This is a genomic window from Achromobacter sp. FW305-C-13 (assembly GCF_058783475.1).
Genome location: NZ_JBYSYN010000001.1, coordinates 1,771,188 through 1,797,619 on the forward strand (window position 1 = coordinate 1,771,188; position 26,432 = coordinate 1,797,619).

The window sequence follows — 26,432 nt, forward strand, 5'->3', positions numbered from 1 at the left end:
GGCCTTACGCGATTTCTGGCGGATCCAGATAGATCGGCTGGGCGGACGCCAGGCTGCCCTTCACTTGGCGCGTGAAATCATCGACCAGCACTTCTTCCTGGCCGGCTTCGATTCCCGCCAGGGCCGCCTCGGCCACCACGGCGGGGCCGGTCTTTTTCATGTCGAAGCCATGCGTCATGTCGGTATCCATGAAACTGACATGTAGCCCCAACACGGCGGTTTGCTGGCTGCGCAGTTCAATGCGCAGCGCGTTCGTAAAGCTCCATGCCGCGGACTTCGATGCCGAATACGCGGCAAGCATCGGCCGCGCAAACCAGGTGGCATCGGACAGCACATTGATGATCGCGCCGCCGCCATGGCGGGCCAGCACCGGGGCGAAGGCCTGGCTGACCCGGATCGTTCCGTAATAGTTGGTGTCGAAGATCTCGCGGCTAAGGTCCACCATCGACGCGTCCAGCACGCTGCTGTTCAGGCGGGCGATGCCGGCGTTGTTCACCAGCAGCGTCGTGTCGCCACATTGCGCTGCCGCTTGCGCGATCGATGCCGGGTCGGTCACATCCAGCTTGACCTGAACGATGCCCGGTGTCTGGCTCTTGCCCGGCGCCCTGACGCCGGCATACACCTTTCGGGCGCCACGTTTGAGTGCCGCCTGCGCAAACGCCAGGCCCAGACCGCGGTTCGCACCGGTGACGAATACCACCGAATCCTTGATGTCCATGCTCAGGCCCCCTGATAGCGCGTGGCGGCGGTCTGCTTGGACAGGTTCGGGATGAGCTTCTGGCGCGCCGCCTCGTAGGCATCCCAATCCGCCACGTCCGGCAGCGCAGGAATGGTGACCAGTTCGCCTTGGTCGAAGCCGGCCAAGGCCGCATCCACCATGTCTTCGGCCCGCATCACGATGCCGGCGGGCAGATGCTCCAGGGGCACGCCCGCGGTCTCCCAGAATTCGGTGGCGGTGGCGCCCGGGGCAACGGCCTGGATGCGGATGTTCTTGTCCGCCAATTCATGCTTGAGTGATTGGCTGAACGCCAGCACGAATGCCTTGCTGCCCCCGTACACGCCGTTGAGCACTTCGGGGTTGATCGCGACGATGGACGCGATGTTGATGACCGCGCCACCGCCGCGCGCCACCATGCCGGGCACCGCGGCATACGTCAGCCGCGTCAACGCCGTCACGTTCAGGTGGATCATGTCGGTCATCTTGCCGACGTCTGCCGTCAACAGCGGGGCGCTGGCGCCCAGCCCCGCGTTGTTTACCAGCAGGGTGATGCTGGCGTCGGTTCGCAGTACCTCTTCTACCCGCGCCAGGTCCGCCCAGTCGCTCAGGTCGGCAGCGACGACTTCGATGCTGCGGCCAGTCTCATCGGCCAGACGGCTTGCCAATGTATCCAGGCGCTGCCGGTTGCGCGCCACCAGGATCAGGTTGTAGCCACGATGGGCAAGACGCTGCGCATAAACGGCGCCGATGCCGGAAGACGCGCCCGTGACCAACGCGGTGCCGGGGGAAGATTGGAGGGACATGGTTTGCTCCTTGGGACTCTTGAAACGCCGGAAGTGGCGTCGATGCAGGAAGAATAGGGAATTCCTGATTTGTCCTAAAGGTCATATATGCCACTTTTTAGGACAGCGCTATGATGGCGGGAGTCCATTTGCGCGGAGACCGCCATGCAACGCATCGGTTTTGTCGTATTCCCCGATTTCCAGGTAATGGGCTTTGCCGCCCTGACCGCCTTCGAGATCGCCAACGTGATTTCGGGCCAAGCCTATTACCGCATTCAACTGCTGTCCGAGCACGGCGGCCCCATCCGGGCGTCGGCCGGCTTTACCGTCGATACGACCGCCATTGGCAGGAAGTCCTTCGACACCGTGGTCATCGGCGCCGGCATGGAGCCCTATCCGACCTCAGCGGGCATCCTGGATTTCGTGCGCCGCTCCGTGCGCACGGCCCGCCGTGTGGCCGCGCCCTGCATCGGCGCCTTCACGCTGGCTGAGGCCGGCGTGCTGGATGGCCGCCGGGCCACCACGCACTGGGCCTTTGCGCGCGAGCTGCAATCCCGCTTTCCCCAGCTGAAGGTCGAAGAAGATCGCATCTTCATCATCGACGGCCCCGTGTGGACGTCGGCCGGGATGAGCGCCGGCATTGATCTGGCGCTGGCGATGGTGGAGAAAGACCTGGGTCCGGAGATCGCGCGCGACACGGCGCGCAAGCTGGTCGTTTATCACCGCCGCGCAGGCGGCCAGTCACAGTTTTCCGCTTTGCTGGAGCTGGAACCGAAATCAGACCGCATTCAAAAGGCGCTGGACTTCGCCAAGCAGAATCTGCGCCGCGACCTGACCGTGGAAGACATGGCCCGCGCAGCCAGTCTCAGTGCCCGCCAGTTCAGCCGCGCCTTCCGCGCCGAGACCGGGCAGTCTCCCGCCAAAGCCGTCGAGAACCTGCGTGTGGAAGCGGCCCGGGTATTGATGGAGCAAGGCCGCCTGTCGATGGATACGATCGCCGACGAAACCGGGTTTGCGGATCGCGAACGCATGCGCCGCGCCTTTCTGCGTTCGTTCGGCCAGCCGCCTCAAGCCATGCGACGCCAGGCGCGGATGACGGGCTGATTAACCGCAGATGTAACAGGGTAGAAATACCTGCAATATCGTGAAGCCTGGACAATAAACAGGCCTCGTATACTCGCCTCCGCACCGAATATCTTGCCGGCCTTCAACGTCAGTTAATGGCGGCCTGCGCCAGAAGATCGATCGTTCTATACAGAAATAAACAATCAAAACGCTTTTATAGAAATTCGACAGGACGTTTCCTAATCCATGAGAACCCTTCTGAAGGTCAGCCCGAATATGCGCCAACGGTGCGTCCGCACCGCCATGGCCGGTCTGCTTGCCTCCACCTTCGCGGTATTCGCCGCGCCTGCACTGGCCGCCGACGACAGCGCGCCCGTCATACCGCGATCCACGGCTGCCGCCGTGACGCCTCCCGACGCGGCCACGGTGATGTATTTCATCTACCAGATCGACGGCAAGGGCGAGACGACGTATGAAGTGGCGAACGGCAGCGTGGCCACCTACTGGTTTGGCCATGCCTTCGAATCCGAAGGCAAGCACTACTACACCGGGTTTGTTTGGGAAACGGCGGAACGTTACGGCAAGCCGGGCGAAGACCAGGTCGGCCCCGAAACGCAGGTCAATCTTGCGGAATCCACCTTCGTGCTGAACGATCCCGCCTCGGAACGCCCCTGGAAATTCCGCGGCTTGGAGCACACCATTGGCGAATTCGGCGCGTATGAAAGAGCGCCTGACGTCGACACCCGGCGCAAGCCGATCGAGCACCGCACGCCCGCAGGCAAGCTGTTGCTGGCCGTGCCGGACACCAGCTTCGAAAACGGCATCACGAGCGACGGCTATTCCCTTCTGGTATTCGATCCGGAACGGTTGAAGCAAGACTCCGACAACAAGGTCTGGACTTACGTGGGCAACGTCCTGACAGGCGAAGACAACAGCGCCGCCTGCGCGGACGGCGAAGTCATGCCGTGTACCAGCAGCACCGGCGAATTGGTGTTCTCCGCGGACGGCACCAACGACATGCCGCGCGTGACTGTCAAACCCAGTGGAACCACCATCTCGGGGCCGAACAAGACCCGCCAGTTGGGCGCCGCCGACGTCACGAATTACGCGTACGACACCAAGACCAAACAGTACGTCAGCCGCTGACACGCAGCCGTAACACACAGCCGCTACGCACGTAGCGGCCTCACTGCCCCCACGCCATGAACCAGCTCCTGCTTGCCTTGATCGTGCTGCTTGCGGCGGCAAGCGTCGTCTATCGATACGTACGCCGTCGCCCTCAGGACACAGGCCGCGCCATTGCCCGGGACGTGCTTGCCGGCGTCGCGGTCTATGGGCTGATCGGCCCGCTGATCGGCTTGCTGGTCGTGACGTTCACGATTTCGCTGCCGGCCACCCTGTTCAGCCTGGACGGCGTGCGTACGGCCTATCTGTTCGGCGCGATGCCCGCCGTGCTGTGCGGCGTGACGGCCGGCGCTTTCAAAGCGGCGCGCACGTCGTGGCACACGCCGGCATGGATATGCGTCGCCGGCGCGTTGTACGGGTTTCTTTTCATCCTGTCGGTCTTCGGCGCGCATCGCCTGGGATACGTCATCGACGCCGCGAAGGCGGGCGCCCTGCCCGGTCTGGCTGCGGCAATCGTGTGCACGCTACTGTTCTACGGCAGGCCGCCGCAGGTGATCGGACCTGCCGCGCAAGGACAATGACAATCCGCTGAAACCCTGCTGGGACAGCGCTTTCACGCCATCCGCTTAAAGGTGTTATTAAGCCTGCATGACTACAATTTCCGAATCGCATTCCCGATTCACCCGTCATGCCGTTGCAGCAGTTTTCATCGATACATCCCGACCGCGGCGGCATCCGTATTGCACCGCCCGATCCGCGCCAGGCCCCCTTGGCGTTGCAAGCCATCCAGCGCTTTCTGTCGGAATTGGGGCTTGGCGATACGGCAAACTGTTCAGGCGTAGCCGGCGCCGCGTCGGGCGCGCAAGCGTGGCTTAACGCCGCCTTCGCCGCGGCCTGCATGCCGGACCACGACACGACGGGCGTCGCGCAGGCATTGAACCTGTGCACGCATGCAAACGACATCGACCTGGACCGCGAGATCGTGTTGGCGATGCTGGCCAGCCCGGTGGCGTTTTCGTTTCCCACCATCGCGGAACTGGAATCGGCGGTACGCATCCGCCGCTATATCGTTCAGGCTGCCCGCAAGACCGCATTGGCCTTCGATACCGAACACGCCGAACGGCCGTCCGACTACTGGACTTATGACGAGGCGCGCGGTTTTACCGTGTTGCCGGGAAAGTCGCTGATAGAAGGCCTGCGCAAGGCCACGCAGCCCGAGGCCTCGGGCCAGTTGTATGCCTTCTCTTGCTACCGGGCCACGGAGTACGTGACGGTGCTTGGCATTGCGCAGGAACTGCAGCAGGCCAATCCCGAACTGGGCCGTCGCCTGCAACGCCAATGGGAAACCCGGGCCGTCATGTCCGGCCGCTTTCACGAAGCCTTCCTGCACGAATACGGTTCGCTTGCGGATCCCCTGCCCCATCGCTTTTACGTGCCGGGCGACCGGCTGTGGTTCCGCAACCCAGATGCCGCCTCGTCGGATGTCGAGGGATACGAGGGGTCATGGGTGTTCTATCTGGGCAATGGCGAGTTCAATAATTTTTGGGAACGCGGCAAGCCGTTCACGCTAACGACCAAATGCGTGGAGATCTTCCATTGGCGTCACGGATTGAGCACGGACGCGGCGGGCAAGCCCTGCATCGACGAGGGCATCGTCAAGGAACGCGTAAGGCAGACCCTGGCCGATCCCGAAGCCACGGCAGACGTCCTGGCGCGCATGACGCGGATCCGCGATCCGCAAGGCGTCTATGAACAAGGCGGCTGCATCGACGCGACGCGCGAACGGGTACGCTGGGTGCGCCCGGGCCATGCCGATATCGCTCTGCCCGAGTACCCGACGCCGCTGCCGTTGTGGTCCATCGCGGCCTGATCCCACCCGGCCCCTTCAGGCACCGGGGCAATAGGCGACCCATCCCTTGAACGTGAAGCCGGCGTAGAACAGCTCTACGGATTCGAAGCCGGCTTCGTGCAGCAACGCAACGTCTTCTTCCGGTGTCAACAGGGGGAGCCGGGTGCTGATGGCTTCACTGGCGTTCCTGGCGTTGGCCGCCGGAATGCCCGAGGCCGCCCCGAATGCCGCATACCGATCCAGCCAGCGCTTTTTCTCGCGCGCCGTCTGCGGAAAGCTATGGTGCGCCACCACCAGCGGCGCCCCCGGTTTCAAGCGGCGGCGCAATTCCTTGAGCGTGTGCAGCCGTTCGTCCGCGGCCAGGAAATGCAGCGTCAACAGGCACGTCGCGGCATCGAACGGGCCCGCGGGCGCCGCATCGACATATCCCTCAAGCAGCTCGACACGCCCGGCCTGCGGTCCCAGCGTCGCCTGCGCCAGCGCCAGCATCTGCGCGGAAGGATCCACGCCGACAAAACGCCATCCCGCATGGGCGTCAGCGAATACCTTCAGCTCCAGGCCGCCTCCGGCGCCCAGCACCAGGACGCGGCCATCATCCGGGACGGCTTCTGCCAGCAGCAGCGCCGCCATCTGCTGAAGCGCAAGAAAGCCCGGGACCTGCTTGACGGGGCCTTCGGCGTAACGGGCGACCGCCTGGGGATCGGAGAATGAGGTCATCGACGCGGCTATCCAGAAGCGAAACCGTCGATGCTATCGCATGCGGATGGATGGCAGGATGAATTCGAATTTCAGGCGGCGGGTGGCAAGCATCACCGCCGCCAGCACGGCGATGCCGGAAAGAATGCCCGACAGCCGTAGCAGCGCGGGCATCGGATCGTTTGCCCACTGGTGGTCCTGCACGAACACCATGATGAACGCGATGGTGAACTGGCGGCCGACATAGCTGGCGCCCTGCGGGCCGGACTGCACATGGCATCCCGTCCAGACGCCCAACGACAGCACCAGCATGGACAGTACGGCCTGCCCCTGCGTCACCGGCAGCAACGCCACCCCCAGGGCGCCGGCCAACAGGCAGCCGATCACGCGTTGCACCATTTTTTCGATAATGGGCTGGCGCGTCCCATCCACCAGTTTGCCGGCCGGCAGCATCAGCACGGCAATCGCCGTCACCAGTGATTGCGCGAAGCCAGGCATATCCAAAAAGTACGTGGCCGCAGCCAGCAAGAAAATGGCCAGGGCGGCCTGCATGCCCAGCACCAGCCGGTTGCGCCGCAACGATTCGGCCGACGGTGCCGGGATTGCCGCGGGCGGCGTCGCGCCCTCGCCCCCGCCGAATGCCGTTGCCGATGCGGCGGGCGGACGGATCCTCCGATACCAGCGCGGCCCGAAATGGAACACGCTGGCCACCACCACGCACGCCAGCGTGCCGATCACGACTTCGGCCGCCCGCAAGGCGGCGAACACGGCCGTCGATTCCAGGGAATTCAGTACGTGCGCTTCGTAGGTCACCATCAGCGCCGTCACCCCGCCCAGCATCCAGGCGTAAGGCGCCTTGGACCCGTTGGCGTGGTACGCCGCCACGCCGCCGATCACGCCGAGCGCCGGCACGAACAGCCAGGGGCGATCGCCGATCAACGGACCCGCGATGGCGCCCAGCGCCGCACCCATCAAAGTGCCGATCACGCGATGCGCGGCGCGCTCCACCGATCCTGCGAAACTGGTCTGCATCACGGCAAAGCCGCTGATGGCGGCCCACCAGGTATAGGAAAGATGCAAGGCGTTCGCCAAGGCGACGGCAAGCGCGACCGACAGCACCGCTTCGGCACTGAAAATCGCGCGGTCCCGTGACGGCTTCCAGGCGGCCAGTTCACGCATCAACGCGGTAACGGCCGCCCGGCAGGTGCGTAGCAGCGTGCTGGCCAGGTTCATCGTATTCATCCTAGCGCCCGGCCATCCCGCCGGGCAAGCGCGGCGTCAATCGGCCAACCCGACTACGTTCGCAGGCTACTTCGCCAACCCAGCCGCCAACGCCAACGCGTGCTGCAGGAACGCAGACTGGTCATCCTTGCGGTAGCTGGCGATGACTGGCGACACGAAGGCGTCGCCTTCTATCCGCACGTGGGCCACATCCTGTCGTTGCAAGCGCTGCACCGAAGCCGGCACCACCGACACACCCAGGCCCGCCGCCACCAGCCCAATCGCGGTCTGCAATTCGTTTGCCTCCTGCACGACCTGCAACGCGTAGCCCGCGGCGCGGAAGAGCCCCAGCACATGGTCCGCGAAGTTCGGCCGTGGCCGCGCGGGGTACAGCACGAACGGCTCTTGCGCCAAGCGCTCCACCGATACGCTGCCCATCGCCGCCAACGGATGATGCAGCGGCACGGCGGCCATCAGCGGTTCGGTCATCAACACCCGGCGTTCGATCGCCGGATCATCCAGCAGGATCCGGCCGATGCCCAGATCAATGCGCCCTGCTTTCAACGCCTCCAGTTGCGGCAGCGTCGTCATCTCCGTCAGGCCCACTTCCACTTGGGGATCGGCGCTGCGCAGTTGGCGGATCAGTTCCGGCACGAAGCCATACAGGGTCGACGGCACAAAGCCGATGCCGAACCAGCGCCGCTGCGTTTGGCCCAGGCGTCGCGTGCCTTCCAGCACTTCCTCCAGGCGGGCGGTCAACAGCCGCGATTGCTCCAGCAGAAAGCGGCCGGCTTCGGTCAGCCGCAAGGCACGGGTGGTGCGTTCGAACAGTTGCACGCCCAATTCTTCCTCGAACTGGCGGATCTGACGGCTGAGTGGCGGCTGGGCGATGTGCAGCCGCGCGGCGGCACGCGTGAAGCTGCCCTCTTCCGCCACGGCCTGGAAGTAGCGCAGGTGTCTGAGCTGCATGGCTATTTAGACGATATAGGTATGAATCGGAACCCATATAGTCTTGGACTCAAGGCGAAAGCGCAAGCCATACTGGGACCATCGCTTAATTTCTGGCAATAAAAGTATGAATCCGGCAAGCATTCTCTCGGTTGAAGCCATTCTGGTGGATCTGCCCACCATCCGCGCCCATCAACTGGCCATGGCGGTCATGCAGCGGCAAACGCTCGTGATCGTGCGCCTGACGTGCAGCGACGGTATCGAAGGCATCGGCGAAGCCACTACCATTGGCGGCCTGTCTTACGGCGAAGAAAGCCCCGAGGGCATCAAGCTGGCCATCGATACCTATCTGGCCCCGGCTTTGGCCGGCCTGGACGCCACCAACATCCACGCGGCCATGCAGCGCCTGGAAAAAGTGGCCCGCGGCAACCGCTTCGCCAAGTCCGCGCTGGAAACCGCGCTGTTGGACGCCCAGGGCAAGCGGCTGAACGTGCCGGTGTCGACTTTATTGGGCGGCGCCGTGCGCACCCGCATGTCGGTGCTGTGGACCCTGGCCAGCGGCGACACCGCCCGCGACATCGAGGAAGCCGAATCGCTGCTGCAAAGCCGCCGCCACAACACGTTCAAGCTGAAAGTGGGCCGCCGCGCCGTGTCGGAAGACGTGGCGCACGTGTCGCGCATCAAGCAGGCGCTGGGCGACCGCGCCCGCGTGACGGTGGACGTGAACCAGGCCTGGAATGAGGCCGATGCCGCCGGCGCCATCGCGCGTCTGGAAGCGGCCGGGGTGGACCTGATCGAACAGCCCATTCCGCGTGCCAACCTGGCGGGCATGGCCCGCCTGGCCGCCCGCTTCGTCGTGCCGATCATGGCGGACGAAGCCGTGAATGGCCCCGAAGACGCGCTGGACATCGCGCGCCACGGCGCGGCCGACGTGCTGGCGCTGAAGATCGCCAAGTCGGGGGGCCTGTATGAGATGCTGCGCACCGCCGCGGTGGGCGATGCCGCCGGCATGTCGCTGTATGGCGGCACGATGCTGGAAGGCTCGGTGGGGTCGATCGCGTCGGCGCACGGCTTTGCCTGCCTGCCGCGCCTGTCCTGGGGCACCGAGCTATTCGGCCCGCTGCTGCTGAAGGACGACATCGTCGCCAACCCGCCGCGCTATGCCGATTTTGAACTGGAACTACCCGCCGGCCCCGGCCTGGGGCTGACGCTGGACGAAGACAAACTGAATTTCTACCGGCGGGACCGCTGACGGCCCGCAGGAACGCAAACCACGACACCCGGCCGCGCCCGCCTTGAAGGGCGCACCCACAATAATTCAAGCATCACGGAGACAACCATGCGCATGCGCCATGTATTCAAACCCTTTGCCCGCGCCATGCTGGCCCTGTCGCTCTTGGGCGGCGCATCCGCCGCGCTGGCCGACAGCTACCCTGACCGCCCGGTCAAATGGGTCGTGCCCTTCCCGCCCGGAGGCGCCATGGATAGCATCGCCCGCACGCTGGGCGAATCCATGGGCAAGCAGCTGAACACGTCCTTCATCGTCGAGAACCGCGCTGGCGCGGGTGGCAACATCGGCGCGGCCACCGTCGCACGCTCCAAACCCGACGGCTACACGATCCTGATCGTGGCCAACGGCATGGCCGTCAACCCCGCGCTGTACGCCGACCTGAACTACGACCCCATCAAGGACTTCACGCCGATCTCGCTGCTGGCCGTTGTGCCCAATGTGCTCGTCACCAATCCGGCCCGCACCGGCGCGACCAGCGTGCAAGACGTGATCGCCAAGGCAAAAGCACAGCCCAACCACTACACCTACGCCTCGGCCGGCGTGGGTACGTCGATCCACCTGGCGGGCGAACTCTTCGTATCAATGACGGGCGTCGACATGCTGCACGTGCCCTACAAGGGCAGCGGCCCGGCCGTGGCCGACCTGCTGGGCGGCCAGGTGGACTACATGTTCGACAGCATCACGTCGGCCAAGCCGCATGTGGCCAGCGGCAAGCTGCGCGCGTTGGCCGTCACCACGACCAAGCGCTCCGCCGCCCTGCCTGACGTGCCCACCCTGCAGGAAGCCGGCGTGCCGGGCTATGAGTTGATGCCCTGGTTCGCGGCGTTCGCCCCCGCCGGCACGCCGCCGGAAGTGGTTGCCAAGCTGAACGAAGCCATGCGCAATGCGCTGGCTGAACCGAAGGTGAAGGCAACGCTGGATTCGATCGGCGCCGAGTCGATCGGAAACAGCCCGGACGCGCTGCGCGACCATCTGGCCAAAGAAACCCAACAGTGGAAGACCTTGGTCAAGGAACGCAACATCAAGATCAACTGAGGCACCGGGGCGGGCAAGTCCACCCCGACTCCTCAGGCCGGCGCAAGCGTTGCCGACGCATCCAGCAGATGATCGACAATGGCCAGTATCTGTTCGGCCGCTTGCCCGATGTGCCGCTCCAGCGCGGCCTCGGCCTTGTCCGCCTGGCCTTGGCGGCTTAGCGCGATCAATTCCTTGTGCTCGTCGTGGGCCTGCTGGCGGATGGGCGCATTGACGATCTGGAAGCGGAAGTAGCGTTCGGATTTCTCGTGCAGCGCGCGGACCATGCCTAGCGCCGCCGGCCGTTGCGCGGAACGGTACAGCAGTTCGTGCAGCTGCCAGTTCAGGCGCCCCCACTGCTCGGGCGCCGCTGAATCCATCTGGGTCACCACTTGCTCGGCGCGGTCCAGATCGCTGTCGTCATGCTGATGCACGGCCAGGCGGAACAACCAGGGCTCCAGCCGCATGCGGATATCGAAAAATTCCTGGACTTCCGTGCGCGACAGCATCGATACATAGGCCCCGCGGTGCGGAATCATGTCGATCAGCCCTTCGGCGCTGAGCTGGCGGATGGCCTCGCGCACCGGCAGCCGGCTCACGCCCAGCTCTTCCGCGAACAGCTCCTGGCGCAGCGCCGAACCGGGCGGGATGAGGCCGGAGAGGATGCGGTCGCGCAATTCATCCACGACCAGATCGACGGCGGTCTTGCGGACAAGCCGGCCGGCGGGTGCAGCCTGGGGACGGGGCGAAGAAACGGAAAGCGGCGAATTCTGAGACACGTAAAACCTGCCTGGTTGGGCCGCTCGACAGACGCCAAGCGGCATGGAAATACCGGCACCGGCCCCGCTGTGCCCAGGAAAACCCCGAGAGACAGCCGGTACCCGCAGCCCTTTTAATATGAGTATATTGGATCCATGATCCAGTTGGTACCGCCCGTCCTCGAGGGTGGCGGTTCGAGGCCAGTCGCCTCGTTTTTTTGGCCTTTTATTTTTGGATCCAATATCCAATAACCAATATCCGCCTGAGCACCCACAGGTGGCCACGTATCAGGAGCCGCAGCATGAGCATTCAATGGAAAGGCGTTTTTCCCGCCGTCACCACCAAACTGAACCCCGATTTCTCGTTGGATCTGGACGCGTTGCGCCAAGGCCTGGAGCGGCTGATCGCCAATGGCGTGGGTGGGGTCGTGATGATGGGCATGGTGGGTGAGAACGCCCAGTTGTCGCCGGACGAGAAACTGACGGTCTTGCGTACGGCCGTGGAAACCGTGCGCGGACGCGTGCCGGTCATCTCGGGCGTGGCCGAAACCGGCACGGCGCGTGCCGCGGCGTTCGCCCAGGAAGCCGCGAAGATCGGCGTGAATGGCTTGATGGTGTTCCCCGGCCTGACCTACAAGTCGGACAACCGCGAAACGGTCGCCTTCTACCGCACGGTGGCAGAGGCCACTCCCCTACCCATCCTGCTGTACAACAACCCGCGCGGCTACGGCGTCGACCTGACGCCGGACGTGGTGGCCGAATTGCTGGAAGCGCCGACCATCGTCGCCATCAAGGAAGAGTCCTACGACACGACCCGCGTAACCGATCTGATCACCCGTTTCGGCGATCGCCTGGCGGTAGTGTGCGGAGTGGACGACCTGATTCTGGAAAGCGCTGCGCTGGGCGTGACCGCCTGGGTGTCGGGCATGGCCAACGCCGTTCCCAAGGCCTCGGTCGATTTGCTGCGCCTAGCGGCCGAGGGCGATTTTGTGCGCGCCCGCAAGCTGTACGCGGCGCTCACCCCGCTGTTCCACCTGGATACGGTGGTCAAGCTGGTGCAGCACATCAAGCTGGCCGAGCACCTGATTACCGGTAGCGCCGAAACCGTCAAGCCGCCGCGCCTGGACCTGGCCGGCGCCGAACGCGAACGCACCATCGCCATCACCAAACAGACGCTTGCGGACCTGTCCGCCCTGGGTTACTGATCACTGATTCCGGAACCGCCACCATGCGACTCATCCGCCTGCCCGCGCTGATCGTCAGCGCCCTGATTACCCAGTCCGCCGCCCACGCCGCGGACTATCCCACCCGCTCCATGGAACTGGTGGTCGCCTACCAGCCTGGCGGCGGCAGCGACAACACCGCCCGCGCCATCGCCGAAGCGGTGCGCCCCCCGCTGCTGGCGCAGCCCACGGTGGTGATCAACAAGCCCGGCGCAAGCGGCTCCATCGGCTGGGCGTACGTGGCCAACGCGCAGCCCGACGGCTACAAGCTGGTCCTGATGACCCCGGAAATGCTGGTGGTTCCGCTGATGGGCATCGGCAAAACGACGGTCAACGACTTCCAGCCGATCGCGCGCTTCACCGACGACCCGTCTTCGGTGACGGTGCGCGCCGATGCTCCGTGGAAGACGGTGGAAGAGTTCCTGGAATACGCGAAGAAGAATCCGGAACGGGTGGCGGTGTCCAACGCCGGCATCGGCACCGTGCCGCACATGGCGGCCGCCGCGCTGGGCGAACAGACCGGCGTGAAGTTCGTGCACGTGCCCTATCAAGGGTCGGCGCCCGCCATCATGGGCCTGCTGTCGGGCGACGTGCAGGCCACCACGGTCGCCTACGCCGAATTGCAGCAGCACGTCGACACCGGCAAGCTGCGCACGCTTGCCGTGATGGCGCCGCAGCGGCTGGAAAACCTGCCCGCCGTGCCCACCATGAAGGAACGCGGCGCCGACCTGCAATTCAGCGTATGGCGCGGCATTGGCCTGCCCAAGTCCGCCCCGGCGGACGCGGTGGCAAAATGGCGCGCCGCCGCCAGCCAGGTGGCGCAATCCAAGGAGTTCCAGACGCTGATGCGCAAGCAGAACCTGACGCCGTCCTATGCCGACCAGCCGCAGTTCGCGGCCGACGTGGCGCGCCAGGAGCAGGCCTTCAATACGCTGGTGCCCAAGCTGAACCTGAAACCGTAAGTCCAGCCGGGCCCCAAGCGCGTCACTCCACCGTTGCGCCGGACGTCTTCACGACTTCGGCCCAACGGGGGATCTCGGTGGCCATCAAGGCGCGCAACTCGTCCGGCGTGCTGCCCACGAGTTCCATGCCCATGGTCTTGCCCAGCTTCTCCTGCACGTCGGGTTCCTTCAGGATGACCGCGATTTCCTGCGCCAGCTTGTCCAGGATCGGCTTGGGCGTGCTCTTGGGCGCGTAGACGGCCTGCCAGGACGCCATCTGGAAGCCCGGCACGCCGGCCTCCTGCATGGTCGGAACCTCGGGCGCCAGCGAAATACGGTCTTTGGTGGTGACGGCCAACAGCTTGAGCTTGCCCGTCTGCAGCAGCGGCAAGGCGGCCGTCATCTGATCGAACATGAACGTCACGGCGCCAGACGACACGTCCACCATCGCTGGCGGCGTGCCCTTGTACGGCACGTGCGTCAGCGGCACGCCGATCATGCTGGAAAAGAGTTCACCCGCCAGGTGCGTCGAGGTGCCCGCGCCCGAGGACGCAAACGTGCGCTTGTTCGGGTCGCGCTTGAGCAAGGCGATCAGGTCGGCAACCGAGTTCACGCCCAGATTGGGATCCACCAGCAGCACGTTGGGCAGATAGGCGATCAGCGACACCGGCTCAAAGTCCTTCACCGGGTCGTATTTCAGGTTCTTGTACAGGCTGGCATTGATGGCGTGCGTGCTGATGGTGCCGCCGAACAGCGTGTAGCCGTCGGGCGGCGCCTTGGCCACATAGGTCGCGCCGATGCCGCCGGCCGCGCCAGGCTTGTTTTCGACGATGACGTTCTGGTGCAGGCGGTCGCCCAGCTTCTGGGCCAGCACGCGCCCCACCACGTCGGTCGAACCGCCGACCGTGAACGGCACCACGTAGGAAATCGGCTTCTGGGCGGGCCAGTCGGCGGCGCTGGCCGACATGGCCAGCGTGCTTAGGACGGCGCCAGCCAGCAGCGCGCCCAACGCGCTGCGTCGTTGAGGTTTCATGTTGTCTCCTGCCTTGATTTATAGGTATGGTTCGCCGGCCGGGCGGCCGGCGGCAAGGCTCAGCGGCCCTGTTCTTTGCGCCAGGCGGCGAATTTGTCTTTGGTGCCCGGGTCGGTGGGCGGATACAGGCCCAGGATCGACGCCCCTTCTCGCACCTGGCTGGTCACAAAGTCTTCGAACGCGGTCATCTCCACGGCCTCGATCGAGATCTCGTCGGCCAGGTGCGCGGGGATCACCACGACGCCCTCGCGGTCGCCCACCACGATATCGCCGGGCCACACGGCCACGTCGCCGCAGCCGATGGGCGCGTTGATGTCCAGCGCCTGGTGCAGCGTCAGGTTGGTGGGCGCCGAGGGCCGCTGGTGATAAGCGGCAAAACCCAGTTCGGCGATTTCAGGCGAATCGCGAAAACCGCCATCGGTGACCACACCCGCCACGCCGCGCTTCATCAGGCGCGTGACCAGGATGGAACCCGCGGACGCGGCACGCGCGTCCTTGCGGCTGTCCATGACCAGCACTGCGCCTTCCGGGCAGGTCTCGACGGCAACGCGCTGCGGGTGCGAGCGGTCTTCGAACACCTTAATGGTGTTCAGATCTTCACGCGCGGGGATGTAGCGCAGGGTGAACGCCGGGCCAACCATATTGGGCAGATTGGCGTTCAGCGGGCGCACGTCCTGGATGAACTGGTTGCGCAAACCGCGCTTGAACAGGGCCGTGCACAGCGTGGCCGTGCTGATGCCGGCCAGACGGGCGCGGGTTTCGGGATTCATTTGGGACACGATGACTCCGGGGTCGATAGGCGATGAATAAGGGGGGCACGCGGCGGGCGCAGCCCGCCTGGCGTCTTCAGAAGATTTCGGGTTCCGGCACGGGCGCGCCGAATTCGGTTTCCAGGAAGTCGAAATCGCAACCGTCGTTGGCTTGCAGGATGTGCTTGGAATACATCCAGCCGTAGCCGCGTTCATAGCGCTTGGGCGGCGGCGTCCAGGCGGCGCGGCGCGCGGCCAGCTCTTCGTCGCTGATATTCAGGTGAATGCTGCGGGCGGGCACGTCCACCGTGATCGTGTCGCCCGTCTTGACCAGCGCCAGCGGGCCGCCGATGTAGGCTTCAGGCGCCGCATGCAGGATGCAGGCGCCGTAGCTGGTGCCGCTCATGCGCGCGTCGGACAGGCGCAGCATGTCGCGCACGCCCTGCTTCACCAGCTTGGTCGGGATCGGCAGCATGCCCCACTCCGGCATGCCGGGGCCGCCTTGCGGGCCGGCGTTGCGCAGGATCATGATGTGCTCGGGCGTGACGTCCAGGTTCTCGTCATCCACCGCGGCCTTCATGCTGGGATAGTCGTCAAACACCAGCGCCGGGCCGGTGTGCTGCAGGAACTGCGGCGCGCAGGCGCTGGGCTTGATCACGCAGCCGTCGGGCGCGATATTGCCGCGCAGCACGGCCAGGGCGCCTTCGTCGTAGATGGCCGTGTCCAGCTTGCGGATCACGTCGTCGTTGTAGACCTCGGCGCCGGCGATGTTCTCGCCCAGCGATTTACCCGTGACGGTCATGGCTGACAGGTCCAGGTGGTCGTGCAGGCGCGACATGAGCGCGGGCAAACCGCCCGCGTAATAGAAGTCTTCCATCAGGTAGGTGTCGCCGCTGGGCCGGATGTTGGCGATGACCGGCACCTTGCGGCTGGCGGCGTCGAAGTCGTCCAGGCTGACGGCGTGGCCCGCGCGGCGCGACATGGCGACCAGGTGCACGATGGCGTTGGTGGAACAGCCCATCGCCATGGCGACGTTGATGGCGTTCTTGAACGACGCCAGGCTCAGGATGCGTTTGGGCGTCAGGTCGTCCCACACCATGTCGACCACACGGCGGCCGCACTCGGCGGACATGCGCATGTGGTTGACGTCCGCCGCCGGAATTGACGAGGCGCCCGGCAGGGTCATGCCGATGGCTTCGGCGATGGCCGTCATGGTGCTGGCCGTGCCCATCGTCATGCAGGTGCCGTAGCTGCGGGCGATGCCCCCTTCCACTTCGGTCCATTGCTCTTGCGTGATCTTGCCCGCGCGGCGCTCGTCCCACAGCTTCCAGGCATCCGAGCCCGAGCCCAGGATCTTGCCCTTCCAGTTGCCGCGCAGCATCGGGCCCGCCGGCACGTACACGCACGGCAGCCCGGCGCTGATGGCGCCCATGAGCAGCCCCGGCGTCGTCTTGTCGCACCCGCCCATCAATACGGCGCCGTCGACCGGGTGGCTGCGCAGCAGCTCTTCGGTTTCCATGGCCAGGAAGTTGCGGTACAGCATGGTCGTCGGCTTGACGAAGGATTCCGACACCGAAATCGCCGGCAATTCCACCGGAAAGCCGCCCGCCTGGAACACGCCGCGCTTGACGTCTTCGACGCGCTGCTTGAAATGGCTGTGACAGGGGTTCAGGTCCGACCACGTGTTGATGATGGCGATGATGGGCCGACCGACCCAGTCATCCGGCGCATAGCCCATCTGCATCATGCGGGAACGGTGGCCGAACGAACGCAGGTCATCCTTGGCCATCCAGGCGGCGCTGCGCAGACTTTCGTAGGTACGTTTCATAGGGGAATGGGAGTGAGGCGTGGTGGGTATGGGATCATTTAAACACTAATACATTAGTGCGTCAGCTAGGTAAAAACCCGCTACACTGCGGGCTTCGACCACCGTACTCCCGACACGCCTTCGGATGCAAAGCCAAAAGCTCAGACTGGACCGGTCGCGCCACGCCGCACCCCAGGTCTTTGAACACTTACGCGAACAAATCGTGTCGCTGGAACTCGCCCCGGGCACCGCGTTATCGCGCATCACGCTGGCGGAAACCTACGGACTGAGCCAGACGCCCATCCGCGACGCCCTCATGCGCCTGGCCGAAGAAGCGCTGGTCGAGATCTATCCGCAGCACACCACCGTCGTCAGCCGCATCGATATCCCCGCCGCCCGGCAGGCCCATTTCCTGCGCCAATCCCTGGAACTGGAGATCGTGCACCTGTTGGCGCAACGGCCCGACCCGGTGCTGCACAAGCGCCTGCAAGCCAGCATCGACCTGCAACGCGTCAGCCATGCCAATGGCGAATACCAGCAGTTCATCGACGCCGACCAGGCCTTCCATCGCGACATGCATGCGGCCGCCGGCGTGACCAGCCTTTGGGAACTGGAGCAACGCTACAGCGGCCACCTGGACCGCTTGCGCCGACTGCATCTGCCCGAGGCCGGCAAGGCCGAACGCATCATGGACGACCACCAGCGCCTGCTGGATGCCATCGTGGCGCAGGAGCCTGGGCGGGCGCAGCACGTGCTGCGGGAACACCTGTCCGGCACGCTCAGCCAGGTCGCAGAGATCTGCAAGCGCTATCCGGAATACGTGCTGGCGGAGTGATGCGTCGCGGCGCGGGTTACCGCGTGCCGTCGTCGGCCGATTTCTTGAATGCCGCGGTCAGCGCTTCGGACGTGTACGCCACCAGGATGGACGCCCCCTGCTCCTTCATTTCCCTGCCGAGCTCATCCCACACGCGCGTCAGCTTGGGCACGACCGAAGACGACTTCCCCTCGCGCCGCAACGAATTCAATTCGTCCGCGCTAAAGAATTTTGAATATGAGGCGGCAAGCGTCTCGTTCCACCTGGGCTGATATTTGGGCAGCGCCCCCGCCAGTTCCGTTTCGACGTAACGGTCGGCCTTGCTTTGCCCCAGTTTCGATACCATCCCGCGATACGTGACGGTACTGGAGATGGTTTTCCGGGCCATCATCGGCAGGTTTCTGCCGACCTGCTGTTCCTCGACAAACCTCAGGGCCGCCGCGTAGGCTGATTCGTCTGCAGCGGAGGCTGGCGTTGACCAAAACAGGCTGGACGCGAGCGTCAAAAAGGTGGCCGCCGTTACCCGGCGAAGCGGGCGAGAAAACGTGTCGTCAATCTTAGCGAACAAGCATTCCATTGCATCACCCGAGGTAATGTGAAGAGAGTTGTCTATTGCCTTGAATTCCAACGAGAAAAACGTCCTGCCACCTCAATCCAGCGGATACCGCCGGATCACCGTCTTCCCATCCCGCTCCGCCAGCGACAGTAAGGCTTCGCCCGACGCGTCCATGCCCAACAAGCCCGTTTCCACGTCCTGCGGAACCTGGAACGGACGCCAGGTCTTGCCCTGGTCTCGCGTCGTGAAATAGGTTTTGGTGTATTCGTTGAATGAAAACAAATGGTCCGCGTAGGTCTTGATCACCCAGGCCTTGTGGCCGAACCAGGCATCGCCGATCCAGCTGGGTTTGCCCTGCACCGTGGGCGACGCCGAACGCTCGTTCCAGACGCGTTCGGCCTGATCCAGTTCGTAGATGGCGTTGCCCGAGGTCTCGAACACGGCTTCCCCTCGGGTATAGCGCGCATCGGGTGCCGGCGCGGGGACCGGTGGCACGTGCGGCGTGATGCGGAAGGCGGGTGAGGCGCCGTCCTGGAACTCCACTTCGAACCGCCGGGTTTCCAGCACTTCATTCTTTTCCGACGCATTCAGGCTGATTCGCGTGCGCCAGCTCCAGCCCACGGCGCGTCTCTCGTCCAGGGGGTACAGCGACCAGTCATAGGCCAATTGGCCGCCGTCCATGCCGGCTTTTTCCTGGAAGGCGCGGTCGAAGGCTTGCGCGTCGGGCCAGACCTGCTCGTCCAGCAAGGTGGCCGACCAGCGCCTGGCGCCGTCTTCGCTGACCAAGAGGCGTTGGCCGGCGTCGTGCCGCTCCAGGGCGATGACGCGATCCTGGGTCAGGAATACGGTGAACTGCAGCGGTGGCCCCAGCGTCACGTCCGGGTCGTAAGTCCAGGTCTTGCCCAAGTCATCAGAACGCAGCGTTTCCCACGCGGCTGGGGGCTCGCCCCCGGTCGGTGCGGCGGCGCTGCGCGGCGTGCCCGTGATCAGGTACAGCGTACGGCCTTGGGGCGAACCGATCAGGCTGACGCCCGTGTCGCCGCTGATCGAACCCAGCAGTTCAAACACGCCCGTGCCCTGCCCGCCATAGATCAGATTGCGCGTGTCGGCCAGCTGCCACGGATTCTGAGGGCGCGTGTTCAGGGCAGGCACCAGCGTGTCCAGCAGCGGCGCCTTTTCCAGTGCGGCCATCTCTTTGCCCGAGACCAGCCGTTGGCCGATCAGCAATTGGCGTTCGCCGAACCGTTGCAGGGACACCCGGGACGACAAAGCAAATGGCGGGCCGTTGAGTTCGCCGATCACCTCGCTGCGCGCAAGCGGCTGGCCCAGGGGCACCAGTTGATAGATGCCATAGCCGATGATCCCCGCGACCGCGATCGCGGCGCCGCTGGCAAGCAGTCTAAGGTTCATGGCTGCAAAGCATCCTGATGCGTGGGCGCCCGCCATCTGGCCGGCGACTTTTAGGAAATTGACGAAACTATAGCGTGTCGCACATCGTTCTCTATACTGGCGTGACATACTCTCACGCCGCACCCGGCTGCACACGGAAACCCGACATGATCGCAAGGCACGCACGCTTCGCCCTGGCCCTGGCTATGCTGGGGACGGCCGGTTGGATGCAAACGGCAACTGCCGCGCCGCCCGACGTCTGCCAGGCCGTGACCGTGCGTGAAGGGGACCCGATTCCGCCCGATGCCTGCGCCGTCAATATCGTGCCTCGGAACCTGGACGTGTCGAACATCATCTTCGGCGACGGCCCGGCATGGACGCCACTGGATCCGCAGGCGATGCCCGGCGTCTTCTACGACACGGCGTCGATTGCGCCGATGACCGACCGGCCGGTCGTAATGGCGGTGACGGTCGCGTGGTTCTATGCGCAGCCGCGCGTGTCGGAGACGACCGGCCAGTCGTATGGTTCGGTGTCGCAGCCCGTTCTGCTGAACTGCAGCGCCAACACCTATACCGTCACGGAAACCCGGCATTACGCCGGCAGCAATGCCACGGGCGCGCTGGTGGAATCGATTCCGGTGGCGGGCATCCACAACGCGCCGGTGGCGCGCGACCCCGTCCAGCGCAAACTGCGCGCGATGGTCTGCCCGCCCCCGGGCAAGACCGTGCGCAAGTAGGCTTGACGCCCTATCCGCGCCAATAGCGGTACAGCGCCCGCGCCGCCGCATCCAGCAGGAAGCCCAGCACCCCGATCATCAGCACCATGGCCATCAGCTCGGAATAGGCCAGCCGATCACGCGTGTCCAGGATGAAATATCCCATTCCCGCAGACACGCCCAGCATTTCGCAAGGCACCAGCACGATCCAAAGGATGCCGATGGCCAGGCGCACCCCGGTCAGGATATGGCCCAGCACGCCGGGCAGGATCACGCTGCGCAAGGTCTCCCAGCGCGTGGCGGCCACGCTTTGGGCCAGTTGCAGCCAACGGGGATCCAGCTGCTGCACGCCAGCCGCGGTGTTCAGCACGATGGGCCAGACCGCCGCGAAGGTCAGCAGGAAATAGACGGGGTCGTCGCCCACGCCGAACACCATCACCGCAATCGGCATCCAGGAAAGCGGCGAGATCATGCGCAGGAACTGCATGGCGGGCGACACCGCGGCCTCCAGCCGCCGCCAACTGCCGATTGCCAGCCCGAGCGGCACGCCGATCAATAGCGCAAAGCCCAGCCCCACGGCGATGCGCCGCAGGCTGACCAGGATATGCATGGGCAAGTCCGATGCGGTCAGCAGTTCGCCCAGGCTGACGAACGTGGCGCCGGGCGAAAAGCGCCGCGCCATGCCGCCTGCGGGCGAGAAGACGTCGGTGCCTAGCCACCACAGCGCCAGCAAGGCCGCCAAGCCGGCCAGCCCCAGCGCGCACCGCCCGCCCAGGCACAGGCCGGCGTTACCGGCACGACTGGCCGGTTTGGCGGATGATCCGGCCGGAGCAACGGCGGCGTGCCCTTGCGAGCCAGCGACGGACTCGCGAGCCGTCACGCCTGCACCATTTCGGTCCGCGTATAGGCGTCCGGGAAGCCGAAGCGGTTCAACCCGCCCACGGATTCGATCGCGCGTTTGACGTAACGGTCGTCAACCAGCTCACGCGCGGCGCGTGCCGGGTCCAGGTCGGCCAGGAAACCCCGATCGGCCTCGATCAGCGTGTCGCGCAGGCGGCGCACCAGTTCCTCGGTATAGCTGGGGAACGGATAGGGTTGGAAGTCGATGCGCCGTTCGTCCCAGTCAGCGTGGCGGATGGCGCCAGTGCCCAGGTACCCCTCGCGGTCGGACGCGGGCGGCGCCAGCACCTTGGTCAGCGCCGGCAGGCCGTGCGGCGTATAGCGGTTAATGCCTTCCTTGGACAGCAGCTGGGCGGTTTCGGCGCGGTTGTCGCGTATCCACAGTTGCGCCTGCACGATGGCGTCCACCACCTTTTGCGACCACTCCGGGCGTTGCTCCAGGTCGCGCTCGTGCATGAAGACCACGCAGCACGCATGATTGCGCCAGACGTCGCCGGTAAAACGCAGCACCTTGCCCACGCCCAGGGTCTCAGCGACCGCGTTGAAGGGTTCGGCCACGATGTAACCGGCGATGCGGTTCTGCGCCAGCGCGGGCGGCATGTCGGCCGGCGCCATGACGATCAGGTTGACTTCGTTTGCGCCGACCGACCCGTCTTTCCGCGCCACGGGCGTCAGGCCGTTCTCGCGCAGCAGATACTGCAGCATGACGTTGTGGATGGAATACCAGAACGGAATGGCGACCGTCTTGCCGCCCAGTTCCTTGACGTTGTTGATGGCGGGCGCCACCGTCAGGCCCGATCCGCCCACGTGGTTCCAGGCCACGACCTTGGCCGGGACCTTGCTGCCGAAGCGCGCCCAGACCGTCATCGGCGACAGCAGGTGCACCACATTCACCTGGCCCGAGATGAAGGCCTCGATCACCTGCGCCCAGCTGCGCAGCAGCGTGGGCTTTTCCGCCTTGACGCCGGCCTTGTCGAACAGGCCGTTGTTATGCGCCACCAGCAGCGGCGCGGCGTCGGTGATGGGCAAATAGCCGATGCGCACTGGCGCGTCGGGCTCGCTTTGTGCACGGGCGTTGAACGCCGACAGCAATGAGGTTGCGCCGCCTGCCGTCAGCAGGGCCGAGAGTTTCAACCAGTCGCGACGCGACATGTGTTCCAGGCACATCAATGAGCTCCTAGCAAGGGGTCAAACGTCAGTTCAAACGTGCACGGCATCGCCGCGCACGGCCCGCAGCGCAGCACGCAAGCGGGTCAGGATTTCCAGGCGCAGCGCGCCCATTTCGGGCAACAGGTCGGCGCGCGGGTGCGGCAGATCGACCTGCCATACGCCCAGGATGCGGCCAGGCACGCCGCCCAGCAGCACGATCCGGTCGGCAAGCACCAGCGCTTCGTCGATATCGTGCGTGATCAGGACGGCGGCGGTCTGGAAGTCGGCCACCACCTTGCGCAGCAGCGCCTGCATCTCGCTGCGCGTCACTTCGTCCAGCGCGCCGAAGGGTTCGTCCAGCAGCAGCACCGACGGCTGGCGAGCCAGGCATCGCGCCAACGCGGTGCGCTGCGCCATGCCGCCGGACAACTGCGCCGGGCGCAGGTGCCGCGCGTGCGACAGGCCAACTTCGTCGATGGCTTGGTCCACCCGCGTCCGGCGCTGGCTATCCGTCAGCGCGGGTTGATGCTTGAAATCCAGGCCGAAGGCCACATTGCGTTCCAGAGACAGCCAAGGCAACAGGCTGGGGTCCTGGAACGCCACGGCCACGCGGGGATGCACGCCCGTCAAGGGCGAGCCTTCCATCAACAGCGACCCAGCGGTCGCGGCCTGCAGCCCGGCCAGCACGCGCAGCAGGCTGGACTTGCCCGCCCCGCTGGCGCCCAGCACGGCCACCACTTCGCCGCGTGCCAGATCCAGGTCCACGTCATGAAACACCGGAGCCGCCGCGCCGGGATAGCGCAACGCCAGGCCGCGCGCCTGCAATACCGGCGGCGCGCCGCCCGTCATGCGGCGGCCTCGGCAGCGAGTTTGGCCTGACGTTTGGCCAGCTCGGTCTTCAACTGGACCAGACTCGGCGTGACGATCGGCAGGAACGCGGCTTCGCGCCAGCGCCGGGCGAAACCGGCACCGGCAGGCTTCAGATAGGCCGCGCCGCCGCTGGCCTGCAATTCCAGCTGCACCGCTTCATGGGCCGCTTCCGCCAGCGCGATGCGGATTTCGAACAAGGCCCAGGGTTCGGCCACGAAGCGTTCGCTGCGCACGCCGGCGATCAAGCTGGCGCTAAGCGCTTCGACCTGCGCGTGCAGGGCTTGCAGCGGCTCGCCCAGGATGCCGCGCGATGCCTGGCCTTGGCCAGTTTGCGTGGCGGCCTGCAGGGCGCGGCGCGCCAGTCCGATGGACAGGCCGCATTGCAGCCCGGCGAACGCCGGCCGGGCGCGCGGCAAATACTGCCGGGCATCCGGATGGATCAACCATTCCGGGCCGATACGCACGCCCTGCACTGCCAGCGCCGCCGTGTTGCTGGATTGCAGGGCCAACAAGGACAGGTCGGGGCTGCGGGCGAGGCCGGCGATGTCGTGCGGCAGCGCCACCACGGCAGGCGTGCCATCCGGCGCGGTGACGGCGGCGGCCACTAAAAAGCCTTGCGGGCGCAAGTTGGTCACCCACGGCATGCGGCCATCCAGCACCCATTGGCCATTGGCTTGCCGGGCGCTGATCTGCAGGGACTCGATGCCCGACAGGAATTTCATGGCGTTGGACAGCGCGGTGGCGCCGGCGTGTTCGCCGGCCAGCAGCGGCCTCATCCAGGCGTTGGCCAAGGCCGTATTCGGGCTGCGCAGCAGGTATTCGATGAAGACGCGCTGGCTCCAGGCTACGAAGGCGCTGGCGACCGACCGCTCGGCCACCTGGGAAACGGCCTCGATCGCATCGCCGATGTCGGTGCCCGGCAAACCGCCCTGATCCGCCGGCACGCCGATTCGGAAGAGGCCCGCGTCGGCCAGCCGGGGCAGCACCGTGGCGGCGTCCAGGCTGCCGTCGTCCAGAGCATCGGCATGCTGGTCCAGCCATGCCGCCAAGTCCAGGGGCAAGCTCCAGCCCGAGGTGGAGACTGCGCTAAGCGGTTGCCCCGCCATCACGCGCCGCTCCAGGCGTAGTCACGCAATTGGTCATTCAGCGGCGTCTGGGCCAGGTTGTTGCCGAAGTTGCAGATGGTGGCCAGCCCGACGCCCACAATCACTTCCAGCGCGTTGCCGTCCGTGAAGCCGGCTTCGCGCAGGGCCTGCAGGGCCTCGTCAGTGACACGGCCGCGCGTCTGGATCACGGCTTCGGTGAAGGCCGCCAAGGCCTGCAGGCGTTCATCGGGCACCACGCCCTGGGCGCGCAGCGCGTCCACGACTTCGGGCGACAACCGCGCCTTGTTGCGGGCCAGCGCCGTATGGCCGGCCACGCAGAACGTGCAGCCATGGCGGGTGCCCGCCACCAGTTGAACCACTTCGCGTTCCTGCAAGGTGAGGCCGGCGCGCGCATTGATCTGCGACAGCGTCTGGTAGGCCTCCAGCGCGACGGGTGCGTTGGCCAGCACCCCCAGCAGATTGGACAGGTATCCCGAAGCCTGTTCCGCGGCGGCCAGCGCGGCGCGCGTGGGTTCGGGAGCGCTTTGCGCGGTGTGGACGGGCAGACGGGCCATGAAGATCTCCTGGTGTATCGGGGAAAAGCATATTGTGCGGGTGCCCGGCGGCAAGCGACAATGCACGAAGATCGCAACTTGATGCTAGATCTTATCGACTTTCAGCTATGCGCTTATAACCGGATTCGATCTTCCATCATCCCCCCAAACTGCGACGGCATTCCGACCGGATCAGTTTGACGCCCCTACCCGGCCCTCTACTTTGCCTTTCACACCCGACCATACCGACCAAGCCGCCGTCGACGCCCTGTTGCTGTCCAGCCTGGAAGTCCAATCCAGCTTGTATCACCTGGGGCAATACTGCGGCAATTGGTCCGCCAGCACCAGCGGGCGGGCGCGCGCCAGTTTCCATCTGATCCTGCACGGCCGCTGCCGGGTGGACCTGGGCGACGGGCAAGATGCGCTGACGCTGGCTGCGGGCGACGGCATCTTCTTCCTGCGCGACATCCCGCATGCCTTGACGCCGCTGAATCCGCCCGCCTCCGCCAGTGCCTTGTGCGCGGCCATGGAGCCGCTGCTGCCGCGCCAGGCCGACAGCACGGGACTGGCCTGCGGGTTTTTCCAGTTCCGCCCCGGGTTGGCCGACCTGCTGGCCGATACGCTGCCCGACTACCTGGTGCTGCGCGCCGACGACGAACGCTTCCGCACGGCGCGCAGTGTTTTCGAATTGATCCTGGGGGAAACGGCGCGCGAACCGGGTGCGTCGCCCGTAGTGCTTGAACGGCTGACGGACCTGCTGATCTTCTTCATGCTGCGCCATCTGGCCATCCACGACCGGCAGGCCTATGGCTTGTTCGTGCTGGCGCGGGACCCGGCGATGGCGGGCCTGCTTCAGGCCATCCTGGAGGATCCTGCCGCCGCGTGGAGCATGCAGGACATGGCGGACCGCCTGCATATGTCCAAGGCGACGTTCCATCGGCGCTTCACCCTGCAAAGCGGCACGACACCCGCGCAGCTGCTGCAACGATTGCGCATGCGCGTTGCGCGCCGCCACCTGAGCCAGGGCATGGGCATCCAGGACGCGGCCGAACGCGTGGGGTATCAATCCCAAGCCGCGTTCAGCCGCGTGTTCCAGCGTACGGAGGGGGTCGCGCCTTCGGCGTGGCGCAAGCGCGGCCCCGCCGTGGGCTAGAACCCGCCGGCGCTTTAGCCCAGCTT

At 65.5% G+C, this 26,432-nt stretch carries 27 protein-coding genes; 11 read left to right on the top strand and 16 right to left on the bottom strand.

Annotation, left to right across the window (positions count from 1 at the left end):
- Positions 1 to 4: 4 nt before the first annotated feature.
- Both AC3WMU_RS07915 and AC3WMU_RS07920 read right to left on the bottom strand, forming a co-directional pair.
- On the bottom strand, positions 5 to 718 hold the full coding sequence (locus AC3WMU_RS07915; protein WP_006223193.1) for an SDR family oxidoreductase: 714 nt from the start codon (positions 716 to 718) through the stop codon (positions 5 to 7).
- A 2-nt stretch (positions 719 to 720) separates the two neighbouring features.
- On the bottom strand, positions 721 to 1,521 hold the full coding sequence (locus AC3WMU_RS07920) for an SDR family NAD(P)-dependent oxidoreductase (RefSeq protein WP_006223194.1): 801 nt from the start codon (positions 1,519 to 1,521) through the stop codon (positions 721 to 723).
- 144 nt (positions 1,522 to 1,665) lie between these two features.
- Between AC3WMU_RS07920 and AC3WMU_RS07925 the strand changes: the two genes are divergently transcribed.
- The 4 genes from AC3WMU_RS07925 (at position 1,666) to AC3WMU_RS07940 (ending at position 5,560) form a co-directional block, all read left to right on the top strand.
- On the top strand, positions 1,666 to 2,604 hold the full coding sequence (locus AC3WMU_RS07925; RefSeq protein WP_492282143.1) for a GlxA family transcriptional regulator: 939 nt from the start codon (positions 1,666 to 1,668) through the stop codon (positions 2,602 to 2,604).
- 207 nt (positions 2,605 to 2,811) lie between these two features.
- A complete protein-coding gene (locus tag AC3WMU_RS07930) occupies positions 2,812 to 3,711 on the top strand; it encodes a hypothetical protein (RefSeq protein WP_202803388.1) in 900 nt (299 codons plus the stop codon).
- Between the two features lie 56 nt (positions 3,712 to 3,767).
- Positions 3,768 to 4,271 (top strand): spermidine synthase family protein, encoded by a 504-nt coding sequence (locus AC3WMU_RS07935; protein WP_006223198.1) that lies wholly within the window; start codon positions 3,768 to 3,770, stop codon positions 4,269 to 4,271.
- A gap of 107 nt (positions 4,272 to 4,378) precedes the next feature.
- Positions 4,379 to 5,560: a TGL-type protein-glutamine gamma-glutamyltransferase gene (locus AC3WMU_RS07940; protein WP_006223199.1), complete on the top strand. Its 1,182-nt coding sequence runs from the start codon at positions 4,379 to 4,381 to the stop codon at positions 5,558 to 5,560.
- Positions 5,561 to 5,575: 15 nt separating this feature from the next.
- Here AC3WMU_RS07940 and AC3WMU_RS07945 read toward each other — a convergent pair whose 3' ends face one another.
- The 3 genes from AC3WMU_RS07945 to AC3WMU_RS07955 all read right to left on the bottom strand — a co-directional run bounded on the left by AC3WMU_RS07945 (position 5,576) and on the right by AC3WMU_RS07955 (position 8,425).
- The gene (locus tag AC3WMU_RS07945; protein WP_006223200.1) at positions 5,576 to 6,256 is read right to left on the bottom strand and encodes a class I SAM-dependent methyltransferase; all 681 of its coding nucleotides are present in this window, start codon (positions 6,254 to 6,256) and stop codon (positions 5,576 to 5,578) included.
- A gap of 33 nt (positions 6,257 to 6,289) precedes the next feature.
- The gene (locus AC3WMU_RS07950) at positions 6,290 to 7,477 is read right to left on the bottom strand and encodes an FUSC family protein (protein ID WP_234704754.1); all 1,188 of its coding nucleotides are present in this window, start codon (positions 7,475 to 7,477) and stop codon (positions 6,290 to 6,292) included.
- Positions 7,478 to 7,543: 66 nt separating this feature from the next.
- Positions 7,544 to 8,425 carry a LysR family transcriptional regulator gene (locus AC3WMU_RS07955; RefSeq protein WP_492282144.1) on the bottom strand — a complete coding sequence of 294 codons (882 nt, stop codon included), beginning with the start codon at positions 8,423 to 8,425 and terminating at the stop codon, positions 7,544 to 7,546.
- A gap of 106 nt (positions 8,426 to 8,531) precedes the next feature.
- On the opposite strand from AC3WMU_RS07955, the gene AC3WMU_RS07960 reads away from it, so the two are divergent.
- Both AC3WMU_RS07960 and AC3WMU_RS07965 read left to right on the top strand, forming a co-directional pair.
- Complete coding sequence (locus AC3WMU_RS07960) at positions 8,532 to 9,656, top strand: muconate/chloromuconate family cycloisomerase (protein WP_492282145.1); 1,125 nt, start codon at positions 8,532 to 8,534, stop codon at positions 9,654 to 9,656.
- Positions 9,657 to 9,743: 87 nt separating this feature from the next.
- Complete coding sequence (locus tag AC3WMU_RS07965) at positions 9,744 to 10,730, top strand: Bug family tripartite tricarboxylate transporter substrate binding protein (RefSeq protein WP_492282146.1); 987 nt, start codon at positions 9,744 to 9,746, stop codon at positions 10,728 to 10,730.
- A gap of 32 nt (positions 10,731 to 10,762) precedes the next feature.
- On the opposite strand, the gene AC3WMU_RS07970 is transcribed toward AC3WMU_RS07965, so the two are convergent.
- Positions 10,763 to 11,488: a GntR family transcriptional regulator gene (locus tag AC3WMU_RS07970; RefSeq protein ID WP_006223205.1), complete on the bottom strand. Its 726-nt coding sequence runs from the start codon at positions 11,486 to 11,488 to the stop codon at positions 10,763 to 10,765.
- 281 nt (positions 11,489 to 11,769) lie between these two features.
- Between AC3WMU_RS07970 and AC3WMU_RS07975 the strand changes: the two genes are divergently transcribed.
- The gene (locus AC3WMU_RS07975) at positions 11,770 to 12,672 is read left to right on the top strand and encodes a dihydrodipicolinate synthase family protein (RefSeq protein ID WP_280027519.1); all 903 of its coding nucleotides are present in this window, start codon (positions 11,770 to 11,772) and stop codon (positions 12,670 to 12,672) included.
- A 23-nt stretch (positions 12,673 to 12,695) separates the two neighbouring features.
- Positions 12,696 to 13,652: a tripartite tricarboxylate transporter substrate binding protein gene (locus AC3WMU_RS07980; RefSeq protein ID WP_280027517.1), complete on the top strand. Its 957-nt coding sequence runs from the start codon at positions 12,696 to 12,698 to the stop codon at positions 13,650 to 13,652.
- Positions 13,653 to 13,674: 22 nt separating this feature from the next.
- Here the strand turns inward: AC3WMU_RS07980 and AC3WMU_RS07985 are convergent, their stop codons facing one another.
- The 3 genes from AC3WMU_RS07985 to araD all read right to left on the bottom strand — a co-directional run bounded on the left by AC3WMU_RS07985 (position 13,675) and on the right by araD (position 17,241).
- Entirely contained in the window at positions 13,675 to 14,664 is a 990-nt protein-coding gene (locus AC3WMU_RS07985; protein WP_492282147.1) for a Bug family tripartite tricarboxylate transporter substrate binding protein, read from the bottom strand.
- 59 nt (positions 14,665 to 14,723) lie between these two features.
- The gene (locus tag AC3WMU_RS07990; RefSeq protein WP_006223210.1) at positions 14,724 to 15,434 is read right to left on the bottom strand and encodes a ribonuclease activity regulator RraA; all 711 of its coding nucleotides are present in this window, start codon (positions 15,432 to 15,434) and stop codon (positions 14,724 to 14,726) included.
- A 76-nt stretch (positions 15,435 to 15,510) separates the two neighbouring features.
- Positions 15,511 to 17,241 carry an L-arabinonate dehydratase gene (gene araD, locus AC3WMU_RS07995; RefSeq protein WP_006223211.1) on the bottom strand — a complete coding sequence of 577 codons (1,731 nt, stop codon included), beginning with the start codon at positions 17,239 to 17,241 and terminating at the stop codon, positions 15,511 to 15,513.
- Positions 17,242 to 17,365: 124 nt separating this feature from the next.
- Between araD and AC3WMU_RS08000 the strand changes: the two genes are divergently transcribed.
- Positions 17,366 to 18,055, top strand: a complete 690-nt coding sequence (locus AC3WMU_RS08000) for a GntR family transcriptional regulator (protein ID WP_424625925.1) — start codon at positions 17,366 to 17,368, stop codon at positions 18,053 to 18,055.
- A gap of 16 nt (positions 18,056 to 18,071) precedes the next feature.
- Here AC3WMU_RS08000 and AC3WMU_RS08005 read toward each other — a convergent pair whose 3' ends face one another.
- Positions 18,072 to 18,602: a hypothetical protein gene (locus tag AC3WMU_RS08005; RefSeq protein ID WP_492282148.1), complete on the bottom strand. Its 531-nt coding sequence runs from the start codon at positions 18,600 to 18,602 to the stop codon at positions 18,072 to 18,074.
- A gap of 81 nt (positions 18,603 to 18,683) precedes the next feature.
- Complete coding sequence (locus AC3WMU_RS08010; protein WP_488703244.1) at positions 18,684 to 20,000, bottom strand: hypothetical protein; 1,317 nt, start codon at positions 19,998 to 20,000, stop codon at positions 18,684 to 18,686.
- Between the two features lie 146 nt (positions 20,001 to 20,146).
- Between AC3WMU_RS08010 and AC3WMU_RS08015 the strand changes: the two genes are divergently transcribed.
- On the top strand, positions 20,147 to 20,716 hold the full coding sequence (locus AC3WMU_RS08015) for a surface-adhesin E family protein (protein ID WP_006223215.1): 570 nt from the start codon (positions 20,147 to 20,149) through the stop codon (positions 20,714 to 20,716).
- A 10-nt stretch (positions 20,717 to 20,726) separates the two neighbouring features.
- On the opposite strand, the gene AC3WMU_RS08020 is transcribed toward AC3WMU_RS08015, so the two are convergent.
- The 5 genes from AC3WMU_RS08020 to AC3WMU_RS08040 are packed head-to-tail and all read right to left on the bottom strand — an operon-like array spanning position 20,727 to position 25,274.
- Positions 20,727 to 21,575, bottom strand: a complete 849-nt coding sequence (locus AC3WMU_RS08020) for an ABC transporter permease (RefSeq protein WP_492282149.1) — start codon at positions 21,573 to 21,575, stop codon at positions 20,727 to 20,729.
- Positions 21,572 to 22,762, bottom strand: a complete 1,191-nt coding sequence (locus AC3WMU_RS08025; protein WP_088588193.1) for an ABC transporter substrate-binding protein — start codon at positions 22,760 to 22,762, stop codon at positions 21,572 to 21,574. The genes AC3WMU_RS08020 and AC3WMU_RS08025 overlap by 4 nt, the downstream gene beginning before the upstream one ends.
- Before the next feature lie 33 nt (positions 22,763 to 22,795).
- The gene (locus AC3WMU_RS08030) at positions 22,796 to 23,593 is read right to left on the bottom strand and encodes an ABC transporter ATP-binding protein (protein ID WP_492282150.1); all 798 of its coding nucleotides are present in this window, start codon (positions 23,591 to 23,593) and stop codon (positions 22,796 to 22,798) included.
- Positions 23,590 to 24,720 (bottom strand): acyl-CoA dehydrogenase family protein, encoded by a 1,131-nt coding sequence (locus tag AC3WMU_RS08035; RefSeq protein ID WP_492282362.1) that lies wholly within the window; start codon positions 24,718 to 24,720, stop codon positions 23,590 to 23,592. The genes AC3WMU_RS08030 and AC3WMU_RS08035 overlap by 4 nt, the downstream gene beginning before the upstream one ends.
- Positions 24,720 to 25,274, bottom strand: coding sequence for a carboxymuconolactone decarboxylase family protein (locus AC3WMU_RS08040; RefSeq protein ID WP_492282151.1), 555 nt, complete (start codon positions 25,272 to 25,274; stop codon positions 24,720 to 24,722). Before AC3WMU_RS08040 ends, AC3WMU_RS08035 begins: the two co-directional genes overlap by 1 nt.
- Before the next feature lie 202 nt (positions 25,275 to 25,476).
- Here AC3WMU_RS08040 and AC3WMU_RS08045 point away from each other — a divergent pair, with 202 nt between their 5' ends.
- Positions 25,477 to 26,406 (top strand): cupin domain-containing protein, encoded by a 930-nt coding sequence (locus tag AC3WMU_RS08045; protein ID WP_492282152.1) that lies wholly within the window; start codon positions 25,477 to 25,479, stop codon positions 26,404 to 26,406.
- Positions 26,407 to 26,432: the final 26 nt, after the last annotated feature.

Bases quoted from the DNA above. Each gene is read 5' to 3' on its own strand.
- AC3WMU_RS07915 (WP_006223193.1), bottom strand. From the start codon at position 718: ATGGACATCAAGGATTCGGTGGTATTCGTCACCGGTGCGAACCGCGGT.
- AC3WMU_RS07920 (WP_006223194.1), bottom strand. From the start codon at position 1,521: ATGTCCCTCCAATCTTCCCCCGGCACCGCGTTGGTCACGGGCGCGTCT.
- AC3WMU_RS07925 (WP_492282143.1), top strand. From the start codon at position 1,666: ATGCAACGCATCGGTTTTGTCGTATTCCCCGATTTCCAGGTAATGGGC.
- AC3WMU_RS07930 (WP_202803388.1), top strand. From the start codon at position 2,812: ATGAGAACCCTTCTGAAGGTCAGCCCGAATATGCGCCAACGGTGCGTC.
- AC3WMU_RS07935 (WP_006223198.1), top strand. From the start codon at position 3,768: ATGAACCAGCTCCTGCTTGCCTTGATCGTGCTGCTTGCGGCGGCAAGC.
- AC3WMU_RS07940 (WP_006223199.1), top strand. From the start codon at position 4,379: ATGCCGTTGCAGCAGTTTTCATCGATACATCCCGACCGCGGCGGCATC.
- AC3WMU_RS07945 (WP_006223200.1), bottom strand. From the start codon at position 6,256: ATGACCTCATTCTCCGATCCCCAGGCGGTCGCCCGTTACGCCGAAGGC.
- AC3WMU_RS07950 (WP_234704754.1), bottom strand. From the start codon at position 7,477: ATGAATACGATGAACCTGGCCAGCACGCTGCTACGCACCTGCCGGGCG.
- AC3WMU_RS07955 (WP_492282144.1), bottom strand. From the start codon at position 8,425: ATGCAGCTCAGACACCTGCGCTACTTCCAGGCCGTGGCGGAAGAGGGC.
- AC3WMU_RS07960 (WP_492282145.1), top strand. From the start codon at position 8,532: ATGAATCCGGCAAGCATTCTCTCGGTTGAAGCCATTCTGGTGGATCTG.
- AC3WMU_RS07965 (WP_492282146.1), top strand. From the start codon at position 9,744: ATGCGCATGCGCCATGTATTCAAACCCTTTGCCCGCGCCATGCTGGCC.
- AC3WMU_RS07975 (WP_280027519.1), top strand. From the start codon at position 11,770: ATGAGCATTCAATGGAAAGGCGTTTTTCCCGCCGTCACCACCAAACTG.
- AC3WMU_RS07980 (WP_280027517.1), top strand. From the start codon at position 12,696: ATGCGACTCATCCGCCTGCCCGCGCTGATCGTCAGCGCCCTGATTACC.
- AC3WMU_RS07985 (WP_492282147.1), bottom strand. From the start codon at position 14,664: ATGAAACCTCAACGACGCAGCGCGTTGGGCGCGCTGCTGGCTGGCGCC.
- AC3WMU_RS07990 (WP_006223210.1), bottom strand. From the start codon at position 15,434: ATGAATCCCGAAACCCGCGCCCGTCTGGCCGGCATCAGCACGGCCACG.
- araD (WP_006223211.1), bottom strand. From the start codon at position 17,241: ATGAAACGTACCTACGAAAGTCTGCGCAGCGCCGCCTGGATGGCCAAG.
- AC3WMU_RS08000 (WP_424625925.1), top strand. From the start codon at position 17,366: ATGCAAAGCCAAAAGCTCAGACTGGACCGGTCGCGCCACGCCGCACCC.
- AC3WMU_RS08010 (WP_488703244.1), bottom strand. From the start codon at position 20,000: ATGAACCTTAGACTGCTTGCCAGCGGCGCCGCGATCGCGGTCGCGGGG.
- AC3WMU_RS08015 (WP_006223215.1), top strand. From the start codon at position 20,147: ATGATCGCAAGGCACGCACGCTTCGCCCTGGCCCTGGCTATGCTGGGG.
- AC3WMU_RS08025 (WP_088588193.1), bottom strand. From the start codon at position 22,762: ATGTGCCTGGAACACATGTCGCGTCGCGACTGGTTGAAACTCTCGGCC.
- AC3WMU_RS08030 (WP_492282150.1), bottom strand. From the start codon at position 23,593: ATGACGGGCGGCGCGCCGCCGGTATTGCAGGCGCGCGGCCTGGCGTTG.
- AC3WMU_RS08035 (WP_492282362.1), bottom strand. From the start codon at position 24,720: ATGGCGGGGCAACCGCTTAGCGCAGTCTCCACCTCGGGCTGGAGCTTG.
- AC3WMU_RS08040 (WP_492282151.1), bottom strand. From the start codon at position 25,274: ATGGCCCGTCTGCCCGTCCACACCGCGCAAAGCGCTCCCGAACCCACG.